We start from the raw sequence: 18,281 nt of genomic DNA, 5'->3' as shown, positions 1-18,281 counted from the left end.
CCGGTCTCATCTTAAGATGTTTCCTTCTTTTATCCGTTGCCGTTATGTTAAAACGGCCAATGAACTCCGTTCCATTTTGACGAAAATGAATATTACAAAAAGCAAAGTGAAAATCGATCTGGATATGACACCATTGAAGTTGAAGATGATTACTCCATTGATGACATTCTTGATTCGGCCGGCGTATTAACTCCGAAGGCAGCAAAGGTCAAATGGCCGTAAGCTCAAAACGCCGGATGCTCTGCGATTGTTTTGGAAAGGGGTTGGTCCATAAACCGTACCGTGCGCAATCATCCGTGCGCAAAATGGACGGGGCTATCCCATAAGGTCTTGAAAGACCCGAGGGATAGTCCCGCATCTTACACCACCGCCTCGCGTTTCCGGAAAAACGTCTTCAGCGCGTTGAAAATTTCGTTTTTTTCCTTGATGATGTAATAGATGAACTGCTGGTGGTCCATATGCTTGTAGGCCGACATAAGCGTGCTGCTGCGGTTGTACTGGTTCACTTCGCCGTAGCCGAAAATGTTGGAGCGGGTCAGCATTTCCTTGATCAGCCGCACGCAGCGCTCGTTGTCGCTTGTCAGATTGTCGCCGTCCGAGAAGTGGAACGGATAGATATTGTAGCGCGACGGGGGATACCGGCTGTCTATGATTTCCAGCGCCTTGATATACGCGGAGGAACAGATGGTGCCGCCGCTTTCGCCGCGGGTGAAAAACTCCTCCTCGGTCACTTCCTTTGCCTCCGTGTGATGGGCGATGAAGACGATCTCCACCTTTTCGTACTGCCGCCGCAGAAACCGGGTCATCCAAAAGAAAAAAGACCGGGCGCAGTACTTCTCGAAGCTCCCCATCGATCCCGAAGTATCCATCATGGCCAGAATGACGGCGTTGTTTTGCGGCTTGACGACTTCCTCCCACGTTTTGAAGCGCAAATCGTCCGGCGAGATCCCGTGAATTTCCTTCCGTCCTTCCCGGGCGTTGCGGCGCAGGTTTTCCAGTATCGTTCTTTTCTTGTCGATGTTGGACATGATGCCCTTGCGGCGGACATCGTTGAAGCGGATTTCCTGAACCTCGATTTGCTCCTTTTCCTTCTGCTTCAAGTAGGGCAGCTCCAATTCCTCGAACAGCAGATTTTCCAGCTCCGCGATCGAGATTTCGGCCTCCACGACGTCTTCTCCGGGCTGGTCGCCGGCGCCTTCGCCTTTGCCGGGCCCGTTAGCGGGCTCCGTGCCAATCACGTCGCCGACCTGGCTGTCTCCGTTTCCCTGGCCGACGTGTTTGCGTTTGTTGTGGTTATAGATAAAGCGGTATTCATCCAGGCTGCGAATCGGGATTTTGATGATTTGCTTGCCGTCGGACAGAATGATGTTTTCCTCGGACAGCAGATCGGGCAAGTTCTGCTTGATCGCTTCGCGAACTTTCTGCTGATGCCGCGACTGATCCTGATATCCTTTGCGGTGCAGTGACCAGTCTTCGCGGGAGAGGATGAAAGCCGGTTCAGTCATGGCATGACACCACCTTTGGGGATTGGCTTAGCTGTGTGTTATTCAATATATTCGGCTGCTTCGAAAGAATGTGTGCGAATTCCCGAAGGGCTTGGTCCAATTGTCCGACGATTTCGGCGGCGTGACTGCGAACCCGGCCCGTCTTTAGACACCTCCCGCAATTTCGCGCAATAAAATGAAGCAAAGGGGGGATTGCCATGCGCAAGGGCGGCTACGATCCGGCCTGGGCTATTTTCCTCGCGGCGGTGTGCAGCCAAACCTATGAGCAGTACAACCACAAGGAGGGACAGTTCGTCGTTCCGCTCGGCTACCGGACGGCTTTCACCGTCGACGCCACATCGTTCGACCGGAAACGGGAACGGTTCGGATTCATTCTCGAATCGGATCGCGACATCGTGGTCGCCTTCCGGGGCACGAGCTCGACCGCGGATTGGGTTTCGGACGCTCTCGCCTATCAAATCCGCTACCCGTACCGGGATAAGGCCGGGCAAACCCATCAAGGCTTTACGCACATCTACCGTTCGGCCAGAGCCCGGATCGTGTCCGCTTTAACCTCTCTGCCTCCGGACAAACCGGTATACGTGGCCGGCCACAGCCTCGGCGGCGCGCTGGCCGTCTTGTGCGCGCTCGACCTTGCGACGCTTGACAGCAGGCGGCTTCTGGCCGCGTACACGTTCGGCGCGCCGCGCACCGGCGATCCCGGCTTTGCGCGAGCGTTTAACGCCGCGGTGCGCAAAAGCTTCCGCATCGCCAATCCCTATGACGCCGTCGCCCAATTGCCGCCGTTTATTCTCCGGATGCCGGGAAGCAAAAAAACGTACTATTATTCCCATGTGCGGGGCGCGGTCGTGCTTCCGTTTCAGAACGGTTCTCCGGCGGCCAATCATCTGATCGGCAGCTACTTTGCGGCGCTGGCCGCGCGGGACCCCGCCTATGCGGAACGGCTGGAGGCGGATAATCCGGGGTTTTGCCCCGTGAGGCGCACGGGCAAGAACCGCGGGTAGCTGCGCATTTTTTGTCGCCCCATTTGTCGAACGGCCTTCCGGCGGGTTATGATGGAGATAGCCGGTTCGGGAGGCCGGCAAAATCGCACGGGGAGGAAGAGTCTTGTTACGGAAATACACGGCGATCGGCGCCGCCATTGCCCTGCTCGGGGTCGCGTTCGGCGCTTTCGGCGCGCATGTGCTTGAGAAGCAATTGTCCGCGGAGGATTTTGACATTTTCGAGACGGGCGTCCGTTATCAAATGTATCATGGGCTGGGCATTTTGATCGTTGCGCTGCTGTCCGAACGGCTGCCGTCTCCCGGATGGGTCCGCTGGGCGGCCAGGCTGCTGCTTGCGGGCGTCATCCTTTTTTCGGGAAGCTTGTATTTGCTCGTATTCAGCGGCGTCAGGCAGCTCGGAGCCGTTACGCCGATCGGGGGCGTGGCGCTGCTGGCCGGCTGGCTATGTCTCCTGTTGTCCGCGCGGCAGAAATAACACGTTAAGCGACACGGTGCAACAAAATTGGAAAAAGCTTGTTCAGCAAACTCTCATTTTGTTTTATAATGGGGGTATACATAATCTGTCATGTTTCCCTCACGGGAGGAAGGACGGCGCCACGTGAACGGATGCTCAGACAATCCGGCTTATCAGAATGTTCTTCTTCATTCGCTTTATTACGACAATCCGTTAGCCATTGCCGTCATTGACCGATTCGGGCGATTCCTGGACATCAACAGGGACCCCTACGACATGTTCGGGTATTCCAGAGAGGAACTGGCCGGGCAGCCATTTTCCGATCTGCTTGACGAACTGTCGTACGACATGACGATGCAGGTGTTTGAACGGACGCTAGCGGGGGAAAAGTGTTCGCAGGAAATTCGGGTTTTGCACAAGGATGGGCATCCGCTCGATTTGAACATCGATACCGTTCCGCTTATGCGGCGGAAAAAAACGATCGGCATTGTCGTTTTTTTTCAGGATATCAGCGAGCGCAAGCGCACGATGGAAAAAATCCGGTTTATGGCCTATTTCGACGATATGACCGGATTGCCGAACCGGCGCTACTTTACGGAGCGCTTGGAAGACAAGCTGGCCGGAGCGGACAAGCGGGACGGCCAGTTGGCGGTCTGCTATCTGGGCGTCGACCAATTCAAGCTTGTCAACGCTTCGTACGGCAAGGATATCGGCGACATGCTGCTGATGATGATCGCGGAGCGGTTGACGGGCTTTTTTCCCGAGACCGGGAATCTGGCGCGGATGGAAGGCGACGAGTTCGCGGGACTGCTTGAAGACGTGCGGGATCAGGAAGACCTGTCGGGCCGCATGGACGAGCTGATGCGCCTGTTCGAGAAGCCGTTCGAACTCGCGGGCGTTCATCTGCACATTTCGGTGAGCGTAGGCATTTCCATAACGCAAGGGGCGGGCGACGATGCGATCGGACTGCTGAAAAAGGCGGACACCGCGCTGCACCGCGTCAAGGAAAACGGCAAAAACGATTATTTGCTGTTCTCGTCCGATATTGCGCATACCGCGCTGCATAAGCTTACGCTGCAGCATGAAATCAAGAAGGCGCTGCAGAATCAGGAATTTCTTCTTTATTATCAGCCGCAGTACGATCTTGCGAGCGGACGAATCGTCGGCGTCGAAGCGCTTGTCCGCTGGAAGCATCCCGAGCGCGGGCTCGTTCCGCCGGGAGAATTCATTCCGGCCGCCGAAGAGAGCGGCCTTATCGTTCCGCTCGGCGAATGGGTGCTGCAGGAGGCGTGCCGGCAGAACAAATCGTGGCAGGATGCCGGCATGACGCCCATCCCGGTATCGGTCAATCTGTCGTTCCGCCAGTTCGCCCAGCGCAATCTGATCGGGAAAATCGCCGACATTCTGCAGAAGACGAAGCTGGACCCCCGTTATCTCGAACTGGAGATTACCGAAAGCATCACGATGGATGTCGAACGGGCATCCCGTTTCCTTCAGGAACTGGCCGATCTTGGCGTCGGCATCAGCATCGACGACTTCGGAACGGGATACAGCTCTTTCCACTACCTGCGGAACTTTCCGATCGGCAGCCTGAAAATCGACCGCTCCTTCGTCCGCGACATTCAGCAGGATCCGAGCGATGCTGCGATTGTTTCCGCCATTATCGCGATGGCGCACAATTTGCAGCTGCAGGTGATTGCCGAAGGGGTGGAAACCGAGGAGCAGGTGAAGTTTCTGCGGCACCATCGCTGCGACGAAATGCAGGGCTACTTCGGAAGCCCTCCTTTGCCCCGGGAGCGCATGAAAGAGCTGCTCCTCAGCGAGAGCGTCCTGCCTATGAATCACTAGAAAAGAAAACGCCGCAAGCTTTCGGAAGCTGCGGCGTTTCAACCTTTCATTCGATAAAATCGTCAACCTCGTTCAGCAGGATCGAGTATACTTTTTTTTCGTCGACATGGTACAGCGTGAGCAGCTCGTGCTCGGGATCGAAGTTTATAATCCGGCAAGGCATGTCCAGCTTGACCCCTTTGCCTTTGTTGACGACGATGCGAATCAACTTGTTCGACTCGATATAGGAACGGATGCGAGCTTCAAGCGAGTCCGTTACAATGGGCGTCAGCGTAACCGTTTCCGATAATTCCTCTTCAATCTTCTTGCCTAATTGAACCCCGGATTCGATCCGGAAATCCGAAAATTGGCCCCCGTTCAACCCGCGAAGCAATTGTTCCATCGCCAGGCTTTCCGAGGCCGCGTGGACCAGAATATCCACCTTGAAAAGGAAAGATCCGTTCTCGGTGGGTTTCCCTTTTTGCATTTTGTATAAAGCCTCCATCATGATGCGCAACAGAATCAATCAATGTGTACTTAACTATACCACGTTCAAGCTGCCTAATATAGCCCTAAATGGGTATTTTTCAGGAGCCTATCGGGTCAAAAGAATCATAAACTATAACATGGGAAATCGTCTAGATGTCCTAAACCTTCCCTAAATGGAAAATGCGGAGGTGAACGAGGTGATTCGGCTCGTCCCCATTCAAATCGAAGGAAGCACGGCGCTGGGGGTCGAAGTGCTGCTGCCGAAAACGACGCTGCTTGCCGTAACGGCAGGGGAAGGATACATTATGTGCGGAGCGCTCGACGTCGGCCTGCTGAACGACCGCCTTCGGGACCGGGAAATCGTCGCCGGCCGCGCCGTCGGCGTCCGTACGTTGGAGCAGCTTCTCGATGCGCCGCTGGAATCGGTTACCCATGCCGCGCAACGTCTCGGCATCGTTCCGGGCATGATCGGACGCGAGGCGGTAGCGCTGATGGCCAAGGGGCCATCCGGATCAGGCACGGCCTGACGGCTGCAGTCTGAGGGTCACGCGCCCTCACGGTTCCCGCAGTCCTCGTTGTCCGCACTTTTCGCAAAAAAAGAACCTCCGCAATCCTCATGACGATGAGGAGAGGGAGGTTCTTCGTTTTCATGCGGTCAGGATTCGAACAGCTTGCGCAAGCCGATGTCGTAAGGAGCGCGGACGATGCCTTTTTCGGTAATGATGGCGGTGACCAGCTCATGGGGCGTCACGTCGAACGCCGGGTTGTACACTTTCACGCCTTCCGGGGCGGTCCGCTTGCCGAAGCCGTTCGTGATTTCGTCGGCAGGGCGCTCCTCGATCGGAATATCGGCTCCGGTCGGCGTCGACAGATCGATGGTCGACATCGGGCATGCGACGTAAAACGGAATATTGTGCGCCTTGGCGAGGACGGCCACGCTGTAGGTGCCGATCTTGTTCGCAACGTCTCCGTTGGCGGCGACGCGGTCGGTGCCGACGATGACGGCCTGAACCCAGCCCTTGGACATGACGTGACCGGCCATATTGTCGCAAATCAGCGTCACGTCGACGCCGGCCTGCTGCAGCTCGTAAGCCGTCAGGCGGGCTCCCTGCAGAACCGGGCGCGTTTCGTCCGCGAACACCTTAAGATGCATGCCCTGTTCCAGCGCCAGATAGAACGGCGCCAGCGCCGTTCCGTATTTGGCGGTGGCCAGTCCTCCGGCATTGCAGTGCGTCAGCACGCCCATGCCGTCCTTGAACAGGGTAAGCGCGTGTTCGCCGATCAAACGGTTGGTTTCCTCGTCCTCGGCCTGGATTTGCTTCGCTTCATCCAGCAGCGCCGCAACGGCCTCCCGGGCGGACAGCCCGTCTGCGGCCAGCTTGTCCGCCCGGGCTTTCATCCGGTCGAGCGCCCAGAACAGGTTGACGGCCGTCGGACGGGACGTGGCCAAATAATCGGCATGGCGGCGGGCCTCCGCGGCCACGTCGGCGGCGCTTCCTTGGACGCCGGCAACGCCGAGCACGACGCCGTAAGCGGCGGAAATGCCGATCGCCGGCGCGCCGCGCACTTTAAGCTCGCGTATCGCTTCCCATACGTCTTCGGGCGTTTTCAGTCGCAGATAGACGGTCTGCTCCGGCAGCAGCCGTTGGTCAAGCAGCTCCAGGACGCCGTCCGCCCACCGGACGGACTGAAGAACCTTGGAGGCTGCGGACAGGTTGTCGGTGCTCATGTCGAAGTCTCCTTTCGCGTTCCGGGCGAGGCGTCAGCCTCTTGCGGAAACGGCATCTTGCGCAATGCGGACGACCTCTTCGATCGATTCCGCTTTGCGGTTGATCTTGATCAGCGCCGTGCCGATGTCGAGCGCGATCCGCTGGGCCCGCTCCCGGACGGCGGCGTCGGGGATGTTGTCGATGTCGATGACATGGGACAGGCCGTAAATGCGGCGGACGGTCTTGGCGCCCGCAAAGCCGATGGAGTCCTGCAGCAGGCGGCGCATGTACTCGTCCTGATAGCCGGCCGTGCGGGAAATCCGGTCGATGCCGTGTTCGTTCCACAGGGCGCGGAATTTCTCCTCGAACAGCGTCCATACGTCGCGGATGGTGTTCAGCAGATAACCCCGGCGGTCCGCCCGCTCCGCCCCGTTCGGGCTCCAATGCTCTTGTCCGGCGTAGTTCAGCAGCAAGTTGGCGATGACGGCCCCGACATCAAAGCCCATCGGCCCGTAGTAGGCGAACTCGGGATCGATGACCTTGGTCGACTCTGGTGTAATGAAGATGCTGCCGGTGTGCAGATCGCCGTGAATCAGCGCCTGCGCGTGCGTCAGAAATTTCTCGCGGAGCACAGCGACTTCCAGGTGAAGCTCCTTGTCCTGCCAGATCGCTTCAGCGGCGTCGCGAAGATGCGGCTCGATGTTGTTGTTGGGCGAATCATAATAAGGGTCGTCGAAAATCAAATCCTCGGTGATTTTGCAAAGCTCCGGATTGATGAACGAACCGACCAGGCGCTTCTTCTCCTGCTGGTTGAATCCCAGGTCGGACGTAAAGAACAGCGTCCGGGCCATAAATTCGGAAATATGTCCGGCAAAGAGCGGATAGCGGCCGCCTTCGATTAAGCCGCGGCGCATGATGACATGGTCGCTCAAATCCTCCATGACGGTAATCGCCAGCTCGTTGTCGGTTTTGTACACCTTGGGCACAAGACCGGGAGCGAGCTTGCCCTGCAGAATGAGCGCCTCGCTTTCGATGCGCGCCCGGTCCAGCGTGAGCGGCCAGGATTCGCCGACCACTTTGGCATAGGGCAGCGCCTGCTTGATGATCAGGCTGCGCCCGGTCGCAGGCTGGGTAATATGAAACACCAGATTCAGGTTGCCGTCCCCGATCTCCCGGCATTCGAGCCCCTCGCCCGTCGGAAATACCTCTTGAATCGATTTTGCGATTTCGATCGCTTCCGCTTCGGTCAACGGATGATATTGGGTCATATTTTCACCTCATCGAGAAGAGTGCTGCCTGTCCCGTCATTGGGTCCATCGCGTCTTAAGTCAGTATAATGCAATTTAATGGCGGATAAAAGCCGAAAAAACGGGAAATACGGGTCCCGGACGGGCCAAGCTTCGATAAACCCGTGTCCGGCATGGCGCCGGTATCTGCGCTCAAAGGGTGTCCGGTCTGCCCGCCCCCGCGAATGGACGCCGAAACCTTTACCATAATATAGCATAATATAGCGGTTACGGCGGCTTCCCTCCGATCCGGTCCGGTGAAGGCGGCAGGGTCGGCGATTCGGTCGGGCGGACCAATTCGACCCAGCGTTTCGATTCGGCTCGGCGGACCACAGTTCCGCTAATCGGTCTGGAAGCGGTTAAAATCAGGGCGATCCGGACACAGGAGACGTTATTCCATGCAAACAGGGGCGATAAAGGACGATCTGACGGAAATAAAGGATTTGCTGTCCGCAAACAAGGCGATAGGAAGCGAAAAAGGGGATATAGCGGATCTGGTGTCCGTTTCCAGTGCAGAGAATCGTCAGGACCCAGTTTGCCAAGCTCGGGGCTGCAAAGTACCGAAATCGGTTAGCACGGAGATCGCCAATCATCGAGACCACCAATCATCGCGACCGCCAAGCACGGAGACCGCCAAGCGCGGGATGGGCCCAACGCAGCGTTTCCCAAAAGCCGGCGGTTTCGCTATTCGCCAAAAGCAGGTTGCTTACGCACCATGAACGCGGTCCGACTGCCGGGTGTCTATGGCGCTGTCGTTTTTTCGCCTTTTTCCCGCTTGCTTTCGGCTTCGGCACTCAACTTGTGCTATAATAAATTCATAAGCCAACGACCGAGAAAGGAACGACTCCATGGAACGACCAATTGCGCTCAGGGAATGGGCCGTCGCCGTGCGGGCGCTTGAGGAAGGCCGGCAGGTCATCGTGCTGCGCAAAGGCGGCATTGCCGAGGAGACCCGGGAATTTCAGCTCGTGAGTCCGGAATTTTACCTTTTTCCTTCTTTTGAGCATCAGCGTCCCGAACTCGTCAAGCCGGAATCCCGCAGCGCCGTGGAAGCGACGCGGGCGGAAGCGGCCGAACATCCCGGCAAGGTCCGGCTGACCTCCTGCGCCGAAGTTGTCGAAGATTTCGAAGTCACCGACTCCAAGACGCTGGAACGGTTGAACGAGCTGCATATATGGACGGCGGACTACGCGGAGGAACGGCTTAAATGGAAGAAAACGAAACCTCTGCATGTGCTTCTTTTGCGCGTATACCGGTTCGACGAACCGATTGAAATATCGCAGCGAGACAGCTACGGGGGCTGCAAGTCCTGGCTTCGATTGGAAGAGGCGATTGAACCCCGCGGGCGCAGGCCGGTGCTCGACGACCGGCAGTTCGAAGCGCAGGCGGAGCGGGTAAAACGCGCGATTCGGGGCTAATCGTCGACATTCGGTCTATTCCGGGTTTCTTCCCCAAGGGGGCGGGCAAGCCCGGTTTGCTTTTCCAATTCGCTTTTCATAAAATGAAGGTTGAGAATCATTGAGAATCAAATTAAAATGATTACAATTAAGCACCCTGGAGGGAATAACACAATGTCCAGTTTGTTCGAAATCCGTGGTCTTAAATCGACCATTGAAGGTAAAGAAATATTGAAAGGCCTCGACCTGTCGATTCAAGGCGGAGAAGTGCACGCCATCATGGGACCCAACGGTACGGGGAAAAGCACGCTCGCCTCTTCGATCATGGGCCATCCCAAATATGAAGTGACCGAAGGCGAAGTGCTGCTCGAAGGCGAGAACGTGCTGGAGATGGAAGTGGACGAGCGCGCCCGCGCCGGTCTGTTTCTGGCCATGCAGTATCCGAGCGAAATTACCGGCGTGACGAACTCCGACTTCCTGCGCAGCGCGATCAACGCCCGCCGCGGGGAAGGCAACGAAATTTCCCTGATCAAGTTCATCCGCCTGATGGAGAGCAAGATGAAGGAGCTGGACATGAATCCCGAGTTCATGCACCGCTATCTGAACGAAGGCTTCTCCGGGGGCGAGAAGAAGCGCAACGAAATTCTGCAAATGATGATGCTCGAGCCGAAGCTGGTCATTCTCGACGAAATAGACTCCGGTCTGGATATCGACGCGCTGAAGATCGTTGCCGCAGGCGTCAACTCGATGCGTTCGCCGGAACGTGGCTTCCTGATCATCACCCACTACCAGCGCTTGCTGAATTACATCAAGCCCGATTTCGTCCATGTCATGATGCAAGGCCGCATCGTCAAATCCGGCGGACCGGAGCTGGCGGAGCGCCTGGAGGCGGAAGGCTACGATTGGGTCAAAGAAGAACTGGGAATCGTCGACGAGACGGTTGGCCAAGCGTAAGAGGACAAGGGAGGCTAGAATCATGAGTACACCGACCACCTCTTTCGGACGCGAAGCGGCAGCCGCTCTCGCCCGCAGCAAGAACGAGCCGGCATGGCTGGTCGCCTGGAGGGAAGAAGCGGGACAATGGGCGACGTCGCTGGAGCTTCCGAAGCCGGAGAAAACGCCGATCCACCGCTGGACGCTGGATTCGCTGGGCAGCTACCGGCCGGGCAAGCCGGCGGCAAGCCTTGCGCAATTGCCGCAAGAAATCGCGGGCCTGCTTCCCGAGCAGGCGCCGGAAGCGCTGATCGTTCAGCATAACTCTTCCGTTATCTATACGCACCTGTCCGACGAGCTTAAAGCGAAGGGCGTCGTTCTTTCGAGCCTGGAAGAAGCCGCGAGGACGCATGAAGATTTGGTCAGCAAGCACCTGATGACGATTTACAAGCGCGACGAGCACAAGCTGGCGGCTCAGCACGCCGCGCTGTGGAACGGCGGGGTGTTCCTGTACGTTCCCCGGAACGTGGAAATCGAGCATCCGGTTCAGGCGGTGATTTTCGCCGACGACGCGGAGGCGACGTTCGCTCCGCATATTTTGATCGTAGCGGAGCCGAACAGCCGCGTGTCGTTCGTAGAAAACGTCGCCGGCTCGCTGGGCGAAACGGCGTCCACGCTGCTGCATAACGGGGCGGTTGAAGTATTCGCCAAAGCCGGCGCGCATGTCCGCTACGCGGCTGTGCATCATATGGATAAAGCGGCCATCGACATTTCCTACCGCCGCGCGCTTGTCGACAACGACGCCCGCATCGAGTGGATCGTCGGCGACCTGCACAACGGCAATACGCTCACGGATACGAAGTCGATTCTGCAAGGCAACGGCGCAAGCTCCGACGCCAAAATCATTACCGTCGGCACGGGCAGCCAGCGGATGAGCGTGACGACGCAAGCCGTTCACTTCGGGCGCTCCTCCGAGAGCGACATGATCACCCGCGCCGTCATGAAGGACGAAGCGACCGCGATTATCAACGGCATTACGAAAATCGAGAAAGCCGCCACCAAAGCGAACGGCCAGCAGACGGAGAAAGTCCTGATGCTCAGTCCGAAAGCGCGCGGCGACGCGAACCCGATCTTGCTGATCGACGAAGACGATGTCAAAGCCGGCCACGCCGCAAGCGTAGGCCAGGTCAATCCGGAGCAGGTGTACTACCTGATGTCGCGCGGCATTTCCAAAGCGGAAGCGGAACGGCTGATCATCTACGGATTCCTCGACCCGGTCGTTTCGGAGATCCCGCTTGAAGGGCTGCGCAAGCAGTTGCAACGGATTCTCGAAAGGAAGCTGGGATGAAATGGACGTAAACGCGCTGAAAGCCGAATTTCCGATTCTGCATCAGAAGGTGAACGGTCATCCGCTCGTCTATCTGGACAACGCGGCGACGTCGCAGAAGCCCCGCAGCGTCATTGAAGCGGTCAAACGCTACTACGAATGGGATAACGCCAACGTTCACCGCGGCGTCCATACGCTCGGCTCCCGGGCGACGGACGCCTACGAAGGCGCGCGGGAGAAGGTGGCGCGGTTTTTGAACGCCGCCTCCTCCCGCGAGATTATTTTCAACCGGGGAACGACGGCGGGACTTAACCTTGTCGCCTCCGGCTATGCCCGGCGGGTGCTCAAGGAAGGCGACGAAATCGTCATTACGCCGATGGAACATCACAGCAACCTCATTCCGTGGCAGCAGGCGGCGAAGGCAACCGGCGCGACGCTCAAGTACATTCCGCTGCAGCCGGACGGCACGATTTCCCTGGCCGATGTAGAGAAAACGATCACGCCGCGCACGAAGCTCGTTTCGGTTGCGTATGTTTCGAACGTTCTCGGCACGGTCAATCCGATCGCCAAGATCGCCGAAATCGCGCATCGCAACGGAGCCGTCATCGTGGTCGACGGCGCGCAGAGCACTCCGCACCTGAAGGTGGACGTCCGGGCGCTCGACGTTGATTTTTATGCTTTTTCGGGCCACAAAATGTGCGCTCCGACCGGCATCGGCGCCCTTTACGGTAAGGCGGAGCTGCTGGAGCGGATGGAACCTACGGAATACGGCGGCGAAATGATCGATTTTGTCGAGTTGTACGATTCCACTTGGAAAGAAATTCCCTGGAAATTCGAAGGCGGAACCCCGATTATCGCCGGAGCGGTCGGACTCGGGGCCGCGATCGATTTTCTGGAGTCGGTCGGACTGGACGCCATCGACCGGCATGAGAAGCGTCTGGTTCAATACGCGCTGGACCGGCTCTCCTCGATCGAAGGCATTACCGTATACGGCCCGCGCGAAGAGCGTGCAGGTCTTGTCACCTTTACGCTTGGCGACATTCATCCCCACGACATCGCGACCGTATTGGATGCGGAAGGCATCGCGATCCGGGCCGGGCACCACTGCTGCCAGCCGCTTATGCGCTGGCTGAACGTGAGCGCGACGGCGAGAGCGAGCTTCTATTTGTACAATACCGAGCAGGATGTCGACCGCCTGGCCGACGCTCTGATCAAGGCAAAGGAGTTTTTCGGCTATGAATCCGCTTGACGACCTGTACCGCCGCGTCATTATGGATCATTATAAAAATCCGCGCAATCGCGGGACGATGGACGACGAATCCGTCACGGTCAATCTCAACAACCCGACCTGCGGAGACCGCATCAGCCTTCAGCTTCAGATCGAGGACGGCGTCGTGCGCAACGCCCGTTTTACCGGGGAAGGATGTTCGATCAGCATGTCCTCGGCTTCGATGATGACCGACGCGGTCAAAGGCAAAACGACGGCCGAAGCGCTCGAGTTGGCGGACCGGTTCTCGTCCCTGATGAAAGGCGAGCCCGCACGTTTCGACGAGTACGAAGATATCGAAGCGTTGTCCGGCGTGAACAAATTCCCGGCCCGCATCAAATGCGCGACGCTCGCCTGGAACGCCTTGCGCAAGGGCGTCGAACACGGCCAGGGCAAGCACGAAGGCATTGAGGAGTAAATTTAGGCACGCTGCAATATCATGACAAACAAGGAGGTTGGTCGTCATGGCGAAAAATATGCCCGAATTGGAAGAGTACAAGTACGGGTTCCGCGACGAGCACAAAGCGGTATTTGAATCCGGCAAAGGGCTGACTCCCGAAGTGGTCCGCACCATTTCCGAAATTAAAGGCGAACCGGAATGGATGCTGAATTTCCGCCTCAAAGCGCTGGAGCAGTTCAACAAGATGCCGTTGCCTCGTTGGGGCGGCAATTTGGACGACCTTGATTTCGACGACATTCAGTATTATGTAAGACCGTCCGAGAAGCAAGGCAAAACGTGGGAGGAAGTGCCGGAGGAGATCAAGGCCACGTTCGACAAGCTGGGCATTCCGGAAGCCGAACAGAAATTCCTGGCCGGCGTATCCGCCCAGTACGAATCGGAAGTCGTGTACCACTCGATGCGGGAGGATCTCGAAAAGCAGGGCGTCATCTTCATGGACACCGACACCGCTTTGCGCGAGCATCCGGAGCTTTTCAAGGAGTATTTCGGCACGGTCGTTCCCCCGACGGACAACAAATTTGCGGCGCTGAACAGCGCGGTATGGTCCGGCGGCAGCTTCATCTATGTGCCCAAAGGCGTGAAATGCGAAATTCCGCTGCAGGCGTACTTCCGGATCAACTCCGAAAACATGGGTCAGTTCGAACGCACGCTGATCATCGCGGACGAAGGCAGCTTCGTCCACTACGTGGAAGGCTGCACCGCCCCGATTTACAGCACGAACTCGCTGCACAGCGCCGTGGTCGAAATTATCGTCAAAAAGGACGCGCGCGTCCGCTACACGACGATCCAAAACTGGGCGCCGAACATTTATAACCTCGTCACCAAGCGCGCCGTCGCCGAAGAGAACGCGACGATGGAATGGGTCGACGGCAACATCGGTTCCAAGCTGACGATGAAATATCCGGCCGTCGTGCTCAAAGGCCGCGGCGCGAAGGGCATGGTGCTCTCCATCGCCGTAGCGGGCAAAGGGCAGCACCAGGACGCCGGCGCCAAGATGATTCACCTCGCGCCGGAAACGACGTCGACGATCGTGTCGAAGTCGATTTCCAAGCATGGCGGCAAAGTCACCTACCGCGGACTGGCCTCCTTCGGGCGCAACGCGGAAGGCGCGAAGTCGAACATCAAGTGCGACACGCTCATCCTCGACAACCAGTCGACGAGCGATACGATTCCGTACAACGAAATTTTGAACGACAACGTCACGCTGGAGCATGAGGCGACCGTCTCCAAAGTGTCCGAGGATCAGCTCTTCTACCTGATGAGCCGCGGCCTGTCGGAAGCGGAAGCGACCCAGATGATCGTAATGGGCTTCATCGAGCCGTTTACGAAAGAGCTGCCGATGGAGTACGCGGTCGAAATGAATCGTCTCATTAAGTTCGAGATGGAAGGGTCTATAGGTTAAGCCTTGATTTATCAAGGGCTGTGAGGGGTTAAGGACGCGCTTGCCCATAATTTGCCCACATTACTGAATGTATAGTGGGTAAAGGGCGAGCGCGTCCTTTTCGATTTTCTTGGTGAAGAAATACGGCATGTGTGGCACCCCTTCAAAATTGGTACAGCGTTGATGGATTTCGAACTTTATGCAGATTCTTCGTAAAACGCAAACGAAACGCAATACGGAATTCGTTTTGTTCCCCCTTGTCCCTGGCTGCGAATCTGGATGGTGGCGACGTTTTCGAATAGATGGTGAGTGCCAAGTTATGAATAAACGTTGTCGTTAATCTAGCCGGATGATGGACATATCAAACAAGCGCCGTGACCTGGGGTTAATGGGTTCGCGGCGCTTTGGTCAAGACGCGGTGACTATCACGCTTGCGTGATCAAGTCGTCCGGACACGTTTTTTGCATGTGTTCGACGATATCCCACCGTCCATAAGTCGGCAAATCCTCGGAAACCGGGGCTTTACCAACGATTCGCGAACCGCGCAAGCGGTTCCTTCCTTCAAACCGTTGCAGCAAACGGTTACAGCGGCATGGTCCAAACGATTTCGGCAATCCGCACGCACGCTTGCCGGCCGCCGTGCAGTTCCAGCAGCACATGGTCCGGTTTTACATCCAGGATGGTGCCTTCGATCGCTCCCCGGGTCGTTTCGAAACAGACACAGCGGCCCATCAAGCGCCTGAGCGCTTCCACGACGTACGGATCAATGGACGACACCGTGTGAACATGCCCGGGATACGCGTGAATGGGCCCCATCGCGCTCGGATGATGATGGAAATGATGAGAATACAAGAAATTCACTCCTTGAAATAGGTTCAAACCCATCGTATGCGGTTGCCTATTTCCTTGAATGGGCATTTCCCCAGAAAACGTACGCTTCCCCAAGATTTTAATTCTTGAGATCCTGTGTCCCCATTGAAGAAGTAGCGTCGACAACAAGCACAAGATAGAGGGGTGAGCCTGTTATCGTTGAGCTCCCCTCCGCCGACAACGTCACGGTGAAGGTGCAAGGATTGCTTGCATTGCTCTGCGCCGTTTTTTCAATGTTTACAGCCAATCCACAGCCTGGGACAAGCGATTGGCGGCGGATGTTAAAAAGCCCGAAAAAGCCTTGATTTTGCAAGGCGTTTTTCGGGCTTTATCGTTCAAATCCTATCGCGCCGCAGACCTGTGCCTGATCGGGACGAACCGCTTGCTTCACGCAAGCGGGATTCGTCATGCGGGCCTTTCAATTTCCCGCCTCTCCCGTATGTTCCGGGGACGCGAGCGGGTTCCAGGGACCGCTCTGATGGCCTTTCCATTCCGACCCATCCTCGTACACTTCTTTTTTCCAGATCGGCACCGTTTGCTTCAACCGCTCGATGGCGTAGCGGCTCGCCTCATAGCTTTGGGCGCGATGCGGGGAGGAAACGGCGATGACGACGCTCGCCTCGCCAACGGCGACGGAGCCGATGCGGTGATGGATCGCGCACAGCGTTCCCGGCCAGTGCTCGCCGATTTCCCGGCCGATCCGCCGCATTTCGGACAGCGCCATCGGAACGTAAGCCTCGTATTCCAGATGAACCGTCCGCTTTCCGGCCGTCCATTCCCTCGTCGTGCCGACGAAGACTAGCGCGGCTCCGTGATCGGGATGGCTTACGAGCGCCAGCGCCTCGTCCGGGTCGAGCTTCTCCATGCGGATCGCGAAGCGCTCGGCAAGCGCCGGGGCTTCCTCTTCGGCTCCGCTCTCCTCGCCGCCGGACACCGGGGGCAGCAGCGCCAGCTCGTCGCTTGCCGACACCGTACGGTCGTCCCCGGCAAAGGCCTGATTGCAGGCCATGAAGGAAATGGAGATCAAATCCGCATGCTCCGGAAACCGCTGCTTGAGCAGCTCCTTCAGTTCCCCGACCGTCAAGGCCGAAGCTTCGATATCCAACGTCAAAGACCTCGTATTCAGCCGTTCCGCAAGACCGGCGAACAAGGCGATTTGCCAGCGTCGGTTTTCTTGTTCCATGTCCGTCATCCTTCTATTCAGCTTCAGAAAATTATCGTTTACACAAGCATACCATAACGCTTCCGAAAATGTTATGCTAATGAGAATAGCACGCATAGCCATCCAAACAAGCATGGTATGTATAGTAAGGAGGGGATTGGCTGATGCCGGAATTGGTTGACCGCTTCGGAAGAAAGCATACGTACTTGCGGATATCCGTAACGGACCGGTGCAATTTGCGCTGCCTGTACTGCATGCCGGAGGAAGGCATGCCCTTTATGGATCAGGATCGGCTGCTCACGTACCCTCAAATTGTGGAAATCGTCGCCGCGGCGGCGCGGCTGGGCATATCCAAGCTGAGAATTACCGGAGGAGAGCCGCTTGTCCGCCCGAATCTCCACGAGCTGATCGGCGAATTGTCGGCCATACCGGGGATCGAGGAAATCGCGTTGACGACCAATGGCATCTTGCTTGCGCCGCAAGCGAAGAAGCTCAAGGAAGCGGGACTGAGCCGCGTCAACATCAGCCTGGATACGCTGGATGCCGCCCGCTTCCGCTTTATCGCCCGGCGAGGGGATTTAAGCCGCGTGATCGAAGGCATCAGGGCGGCCGGGGAGGCGGGACTTCAGCCGATCAAGCTCAACTGCGTGCTCCTCAAAGGCATCAACGAGGACGAGATCGGCACGTTCCTGCGTTTAAGCTACGAGCAGCCGCTTCATGTCCGGTTTATCGAATATATGCCGATCGGCCACGACGACGCCAATTGGCGCAATTCGTATTTGCCGCTGACGCGGGTGCTGGAGGAAGCGGAACGTCTCGGCTACGAGCTGGACGCCGAACCCGCTCCGGTCGGCAGCGGTCCGTCGGAGAACTGGCGGATTCGCGGCGGAGCCGGCACGTTCGGCCTCATTCACCCGATCAGCGATCACTTTTGCAAAAACTGCAACCGCCTGAGGCTGACGGCCGACGGTTACATTAAGCCTTGCCTGTACTGGATGGATGAATTGAACGTGCGTCCTGCCCTTGGGTCGAGCCAGGCGTTGACGGCGTTGTTCGAGCGCGCGATGGACATGAAACCCGAAAATCACGAGATGGCGGCTTTGCTGGCCGGGCAATCGCTGTCTCATGTGCCGACGGACAGACGCATGTCGCAAATCGGCGGTTGACGTGCCCGAGCTTAAGGAGGGAGTACCATCGAACGCGATGCATC

General features: G+C 57.3%; 18 protein-coding genes. 12 read left to right on the top strand and 6 right to left on the bottom strand.

Annotated features, from left to right (window positions below; translation table 11 throughout):
- Positions 1–359: 359 nt before the first annotated feature.
- Positions 360–1,505 (bottom strand): sporulation protein YhbH, encoded by a 1,146-nt coding sequence (yhbH, locus tag F560_RS0113915; RefSeq protein ID WP_019006351.1) that lies wholly within the window; start codon positions 1,503–1,505, stop codon positions 360–362.
- Positions 1,506–1,702: 197 nt separating this feature from the next.
- On the opposite strand from yhbH, the gene F560_RS0113910 reads away from it, so the two are divergent.
- The 3 genes from F560_RS0113910 to F560_RS0113900 all read left to right on the top strand — a co-directional run bounded on the left by F560_RS0113910 (position 1,703) and on the right by F560_RS0113900 (position 4,811).
- Positions 1,703–2,509, top strand: a complete 807-nt coding sequence (locus tag F560_RS0113910) for a lipase family protein (protein ID WP_019006350.1) — start codon at positions 1,703–1,705, stop codon at positions 2,507–2,509.
- A gap of 103 nt (positions 2,510–2,612) precedes the next feature.
- Positions 2,613–2,984: a DUF423 domain-containing protein gene (locus F560_RS0113905; protein ID WP_019006349.1), complete on the top strand. Its 372-nt coding sequence runs from the start codon at positions 2,613–2,615 to the stop codon at positions 2,982–2,984.
- 123 nt (positions 2,985–3,107) lie between these two features.
- Positions 3,108–4,811, top strand: a complete 1,704-nt coding sequence (locus tag F560_RS0113900; protein ID WP_019006348.1) for a putative bifunctional diguanylate cyclase/phosphodiesterase — start codon at positions 3,108–3,110, stop codon at positions 4,809–4,811.
- A 46-nt stretch (positions 4,812–4,857) separates the two neighbouring features.
- Here F560_RS0113900 and F560_RS0113895 read toward each other — a convergent pair whose 3' ends face one another.
- Positions 4,858–5,277 (bottom strand): hypothetical protein, encoded by a 420-nt coding sequence (locus F560_RS0113895; RefSeq protein WP_156828996.1) that lies wholly within the window; start codon positions 5,275–5,277, stop codon positions 4,858–4,860.
- A gap of 199 nt (positions 5,278–5,476) precedes the next feature.
- On the opposite strand from F560_RS0113895, the gene F560_RS0113890 reads away from it, so the two are divergent.
- Positions 5,477–5,806, top strand: a complete 330-nt coding sequence (locus tag F560_RS0113890) for a YunC family protein (protein ID WP_026298285.1) — start codon at positions 5,477–5,479, stop codon at positions 5,804–5,806.
- Positions 5,807–5,934: 128 nt separating this feature from the next.
- Here the strand turns inward: F560_RS0113890 and mtnA are convergent, their stop codons facing one another.
- Positions 5,935–7,008, bottom strand: a complete 1,074-nt coding sequence (gene mtnA, locus F560_RS0113885) for an S-methyl-5-thioribose-1-phosphate isomerase (RefSeq protein ID WP_019006345.1) — start codon at positions 7,006–7,008, stop codon at positions 5,935–5,937.
- Between the two features lie 33 nt (positions 7,009–7,041).
- Complete coding sequence (mtnK, locus tag F560_RS0113880) at positions 7,042–8,256, bottom strand: S-methyl-5-thioribose kinase (protein WP_019006344.1); 1,215 nt, start codon at positions 8,254–8,256, stop codon at positions 7,042–7,044.
- Positions 8,257–8,672: 416 nt separating this feature from the next.
- Here mtnK and F560_RS0113875 point away from each other — a divergent pair, with 416 nt between their 5' ends.
- From F560_RS0113875 to sufB, 7 genes are all read left to right on the top strand, one after another.
- Positions 8,673–8,993 carry a hypothetical protein gene (locus tag F560_RS0113875; protein ID WP_019006343.1) on the top strand — a complete coding sequence of 107 codons (321 nt, stop codon included), beginning with the start codon at positions 8,673–8,675 and terminating at the stop codon, positions 8,991–8,993.
- A gap of 129 nt (positions 8,994–9,122) precedes the next feature.
- Positions 9,123–9,692 carry a DUF1802 family protein gene (locus tag F560_RS0113870; protein ID WP_019006342.1) on the top strand — a complete coding sequence of 190 codons (570 nt, stop codon included), beginning with the start codon at positions 9,123–9,125 and terminating at the stop codon, positions 9,690–9,692.
- Between the two features lie 153 nt (positions 9,693–9,845).
- Entirely contained in the window at positions 9,846–10,625 is a 780-nt protein-coding gene (sufC, locus tag F560_RS0113865; protein ID WP_019006341.1) for a Fe-S cluster assembly ATPase SufC, read from the top strand.
- 22 nt (positions 10,626–10,647) lie between these two features.
- Positions 10,648–11,952: a Fe-S cluster assembly protein SufD gene (gene sufD / locus F560_RS0113860; protein WP_019006340.1), complete on the top strand. Its 1,305-nt coding sequence runs from the start codon at positions 10,648–10,650 to the stop codon at positions 11,950–11,952.
- A 1-nt stretch (position 11,953) separates the two neighbouring features.
- A complete protein-coding gene (locus F560_RS0113855; RefSeq protein ID WP_019006339.1) occupies positions 11,954–13,180 on the top strand; it encodes a cysteine desulfurase in 1,227 nt (408 codons plus the stop codon).
- On the top strand, positions 13,167–13,616 hold the full coding sequence (sufU, locus tag F560_RS0113850) for a Fe-S cluster assembly sulfur transfer protein SufU (protein WP_019006338.1): 450 nt from the start codon (positions 13,167–13,169) through the stop codon (positions 13,614–13,616). The genes F560_RS0113855 and sufU overlap by 14 nt, the downstream gene beginning before the upstream one ends.
- 46 nt (positions 13,617–13,662) lie before the next feature.
- Entirely contained in the window at positions 13,663–15,060 is a 1,398-nt protein-coding gene (gene sufB / locus F560_RS0113845) for a Fe-S cluster assembly protein SufB (RefSeq protein ID WP_019006337.1), read from the top strand.
- Between the two features lie 561 nt (positions 15,061–15,621).
- On the opposite strand, the gene F560_RS0113835 is transcribed toward sufB, so the two are convergent.
- Entirely contained in the window at positions 15,622–15,900 is a 279-nt protein-coding gene (locus F560_RS0113835; RefSeq protein WP_425393284.1) for a DUF2642 domain-containing protein, read from the bottom strand.
- Positions 15,901–16,327: 427 nt separating this feature from the next.
- Entirely contained in the window at positions 16,328–17,092 is a 765-nt protein-coding gene (locus F560_RS0113830; protein WP_019006334.1) for a molybdenum cofactor biosynthesis protein, read from the bottom strand.
- Positions 17,093–17,235: 143 nt separating this feature from the next.
- Between F560_RS0113830 and moaA the strand changes: the two genes are divergently transcribed.
- Positions 17,236–18,237 (top strand): GTP 3',8-cyclase MoaA, encoded by a 1,002-nt coding sequence (moaA, locus tag F560_RS0113825; RefSeq protein WP_019006333.1) that lies wholly within the window; start codon positions 17,236–17,238, stop codon positions 18,235–18,237.
- Positions 18,238–18,281 lie beyond the last annotated feature (44 nt).

Source organism: Cohnella laeviribosi DSM 21336, assembly GCF_000378425.1.
In the GTDB taxonomy this organism is placed as follows: Bacteria; Bacillota; Bacilli; order Paenibacillales; family Paenibacillaceae; genus Cohnella; species Cohnella laeviribosi.
The sequence above is the reverse complement of the archived record's forward strand: the minus strand, read 5'-3'. Positions and strand labels throughout refer to the sequence as shown.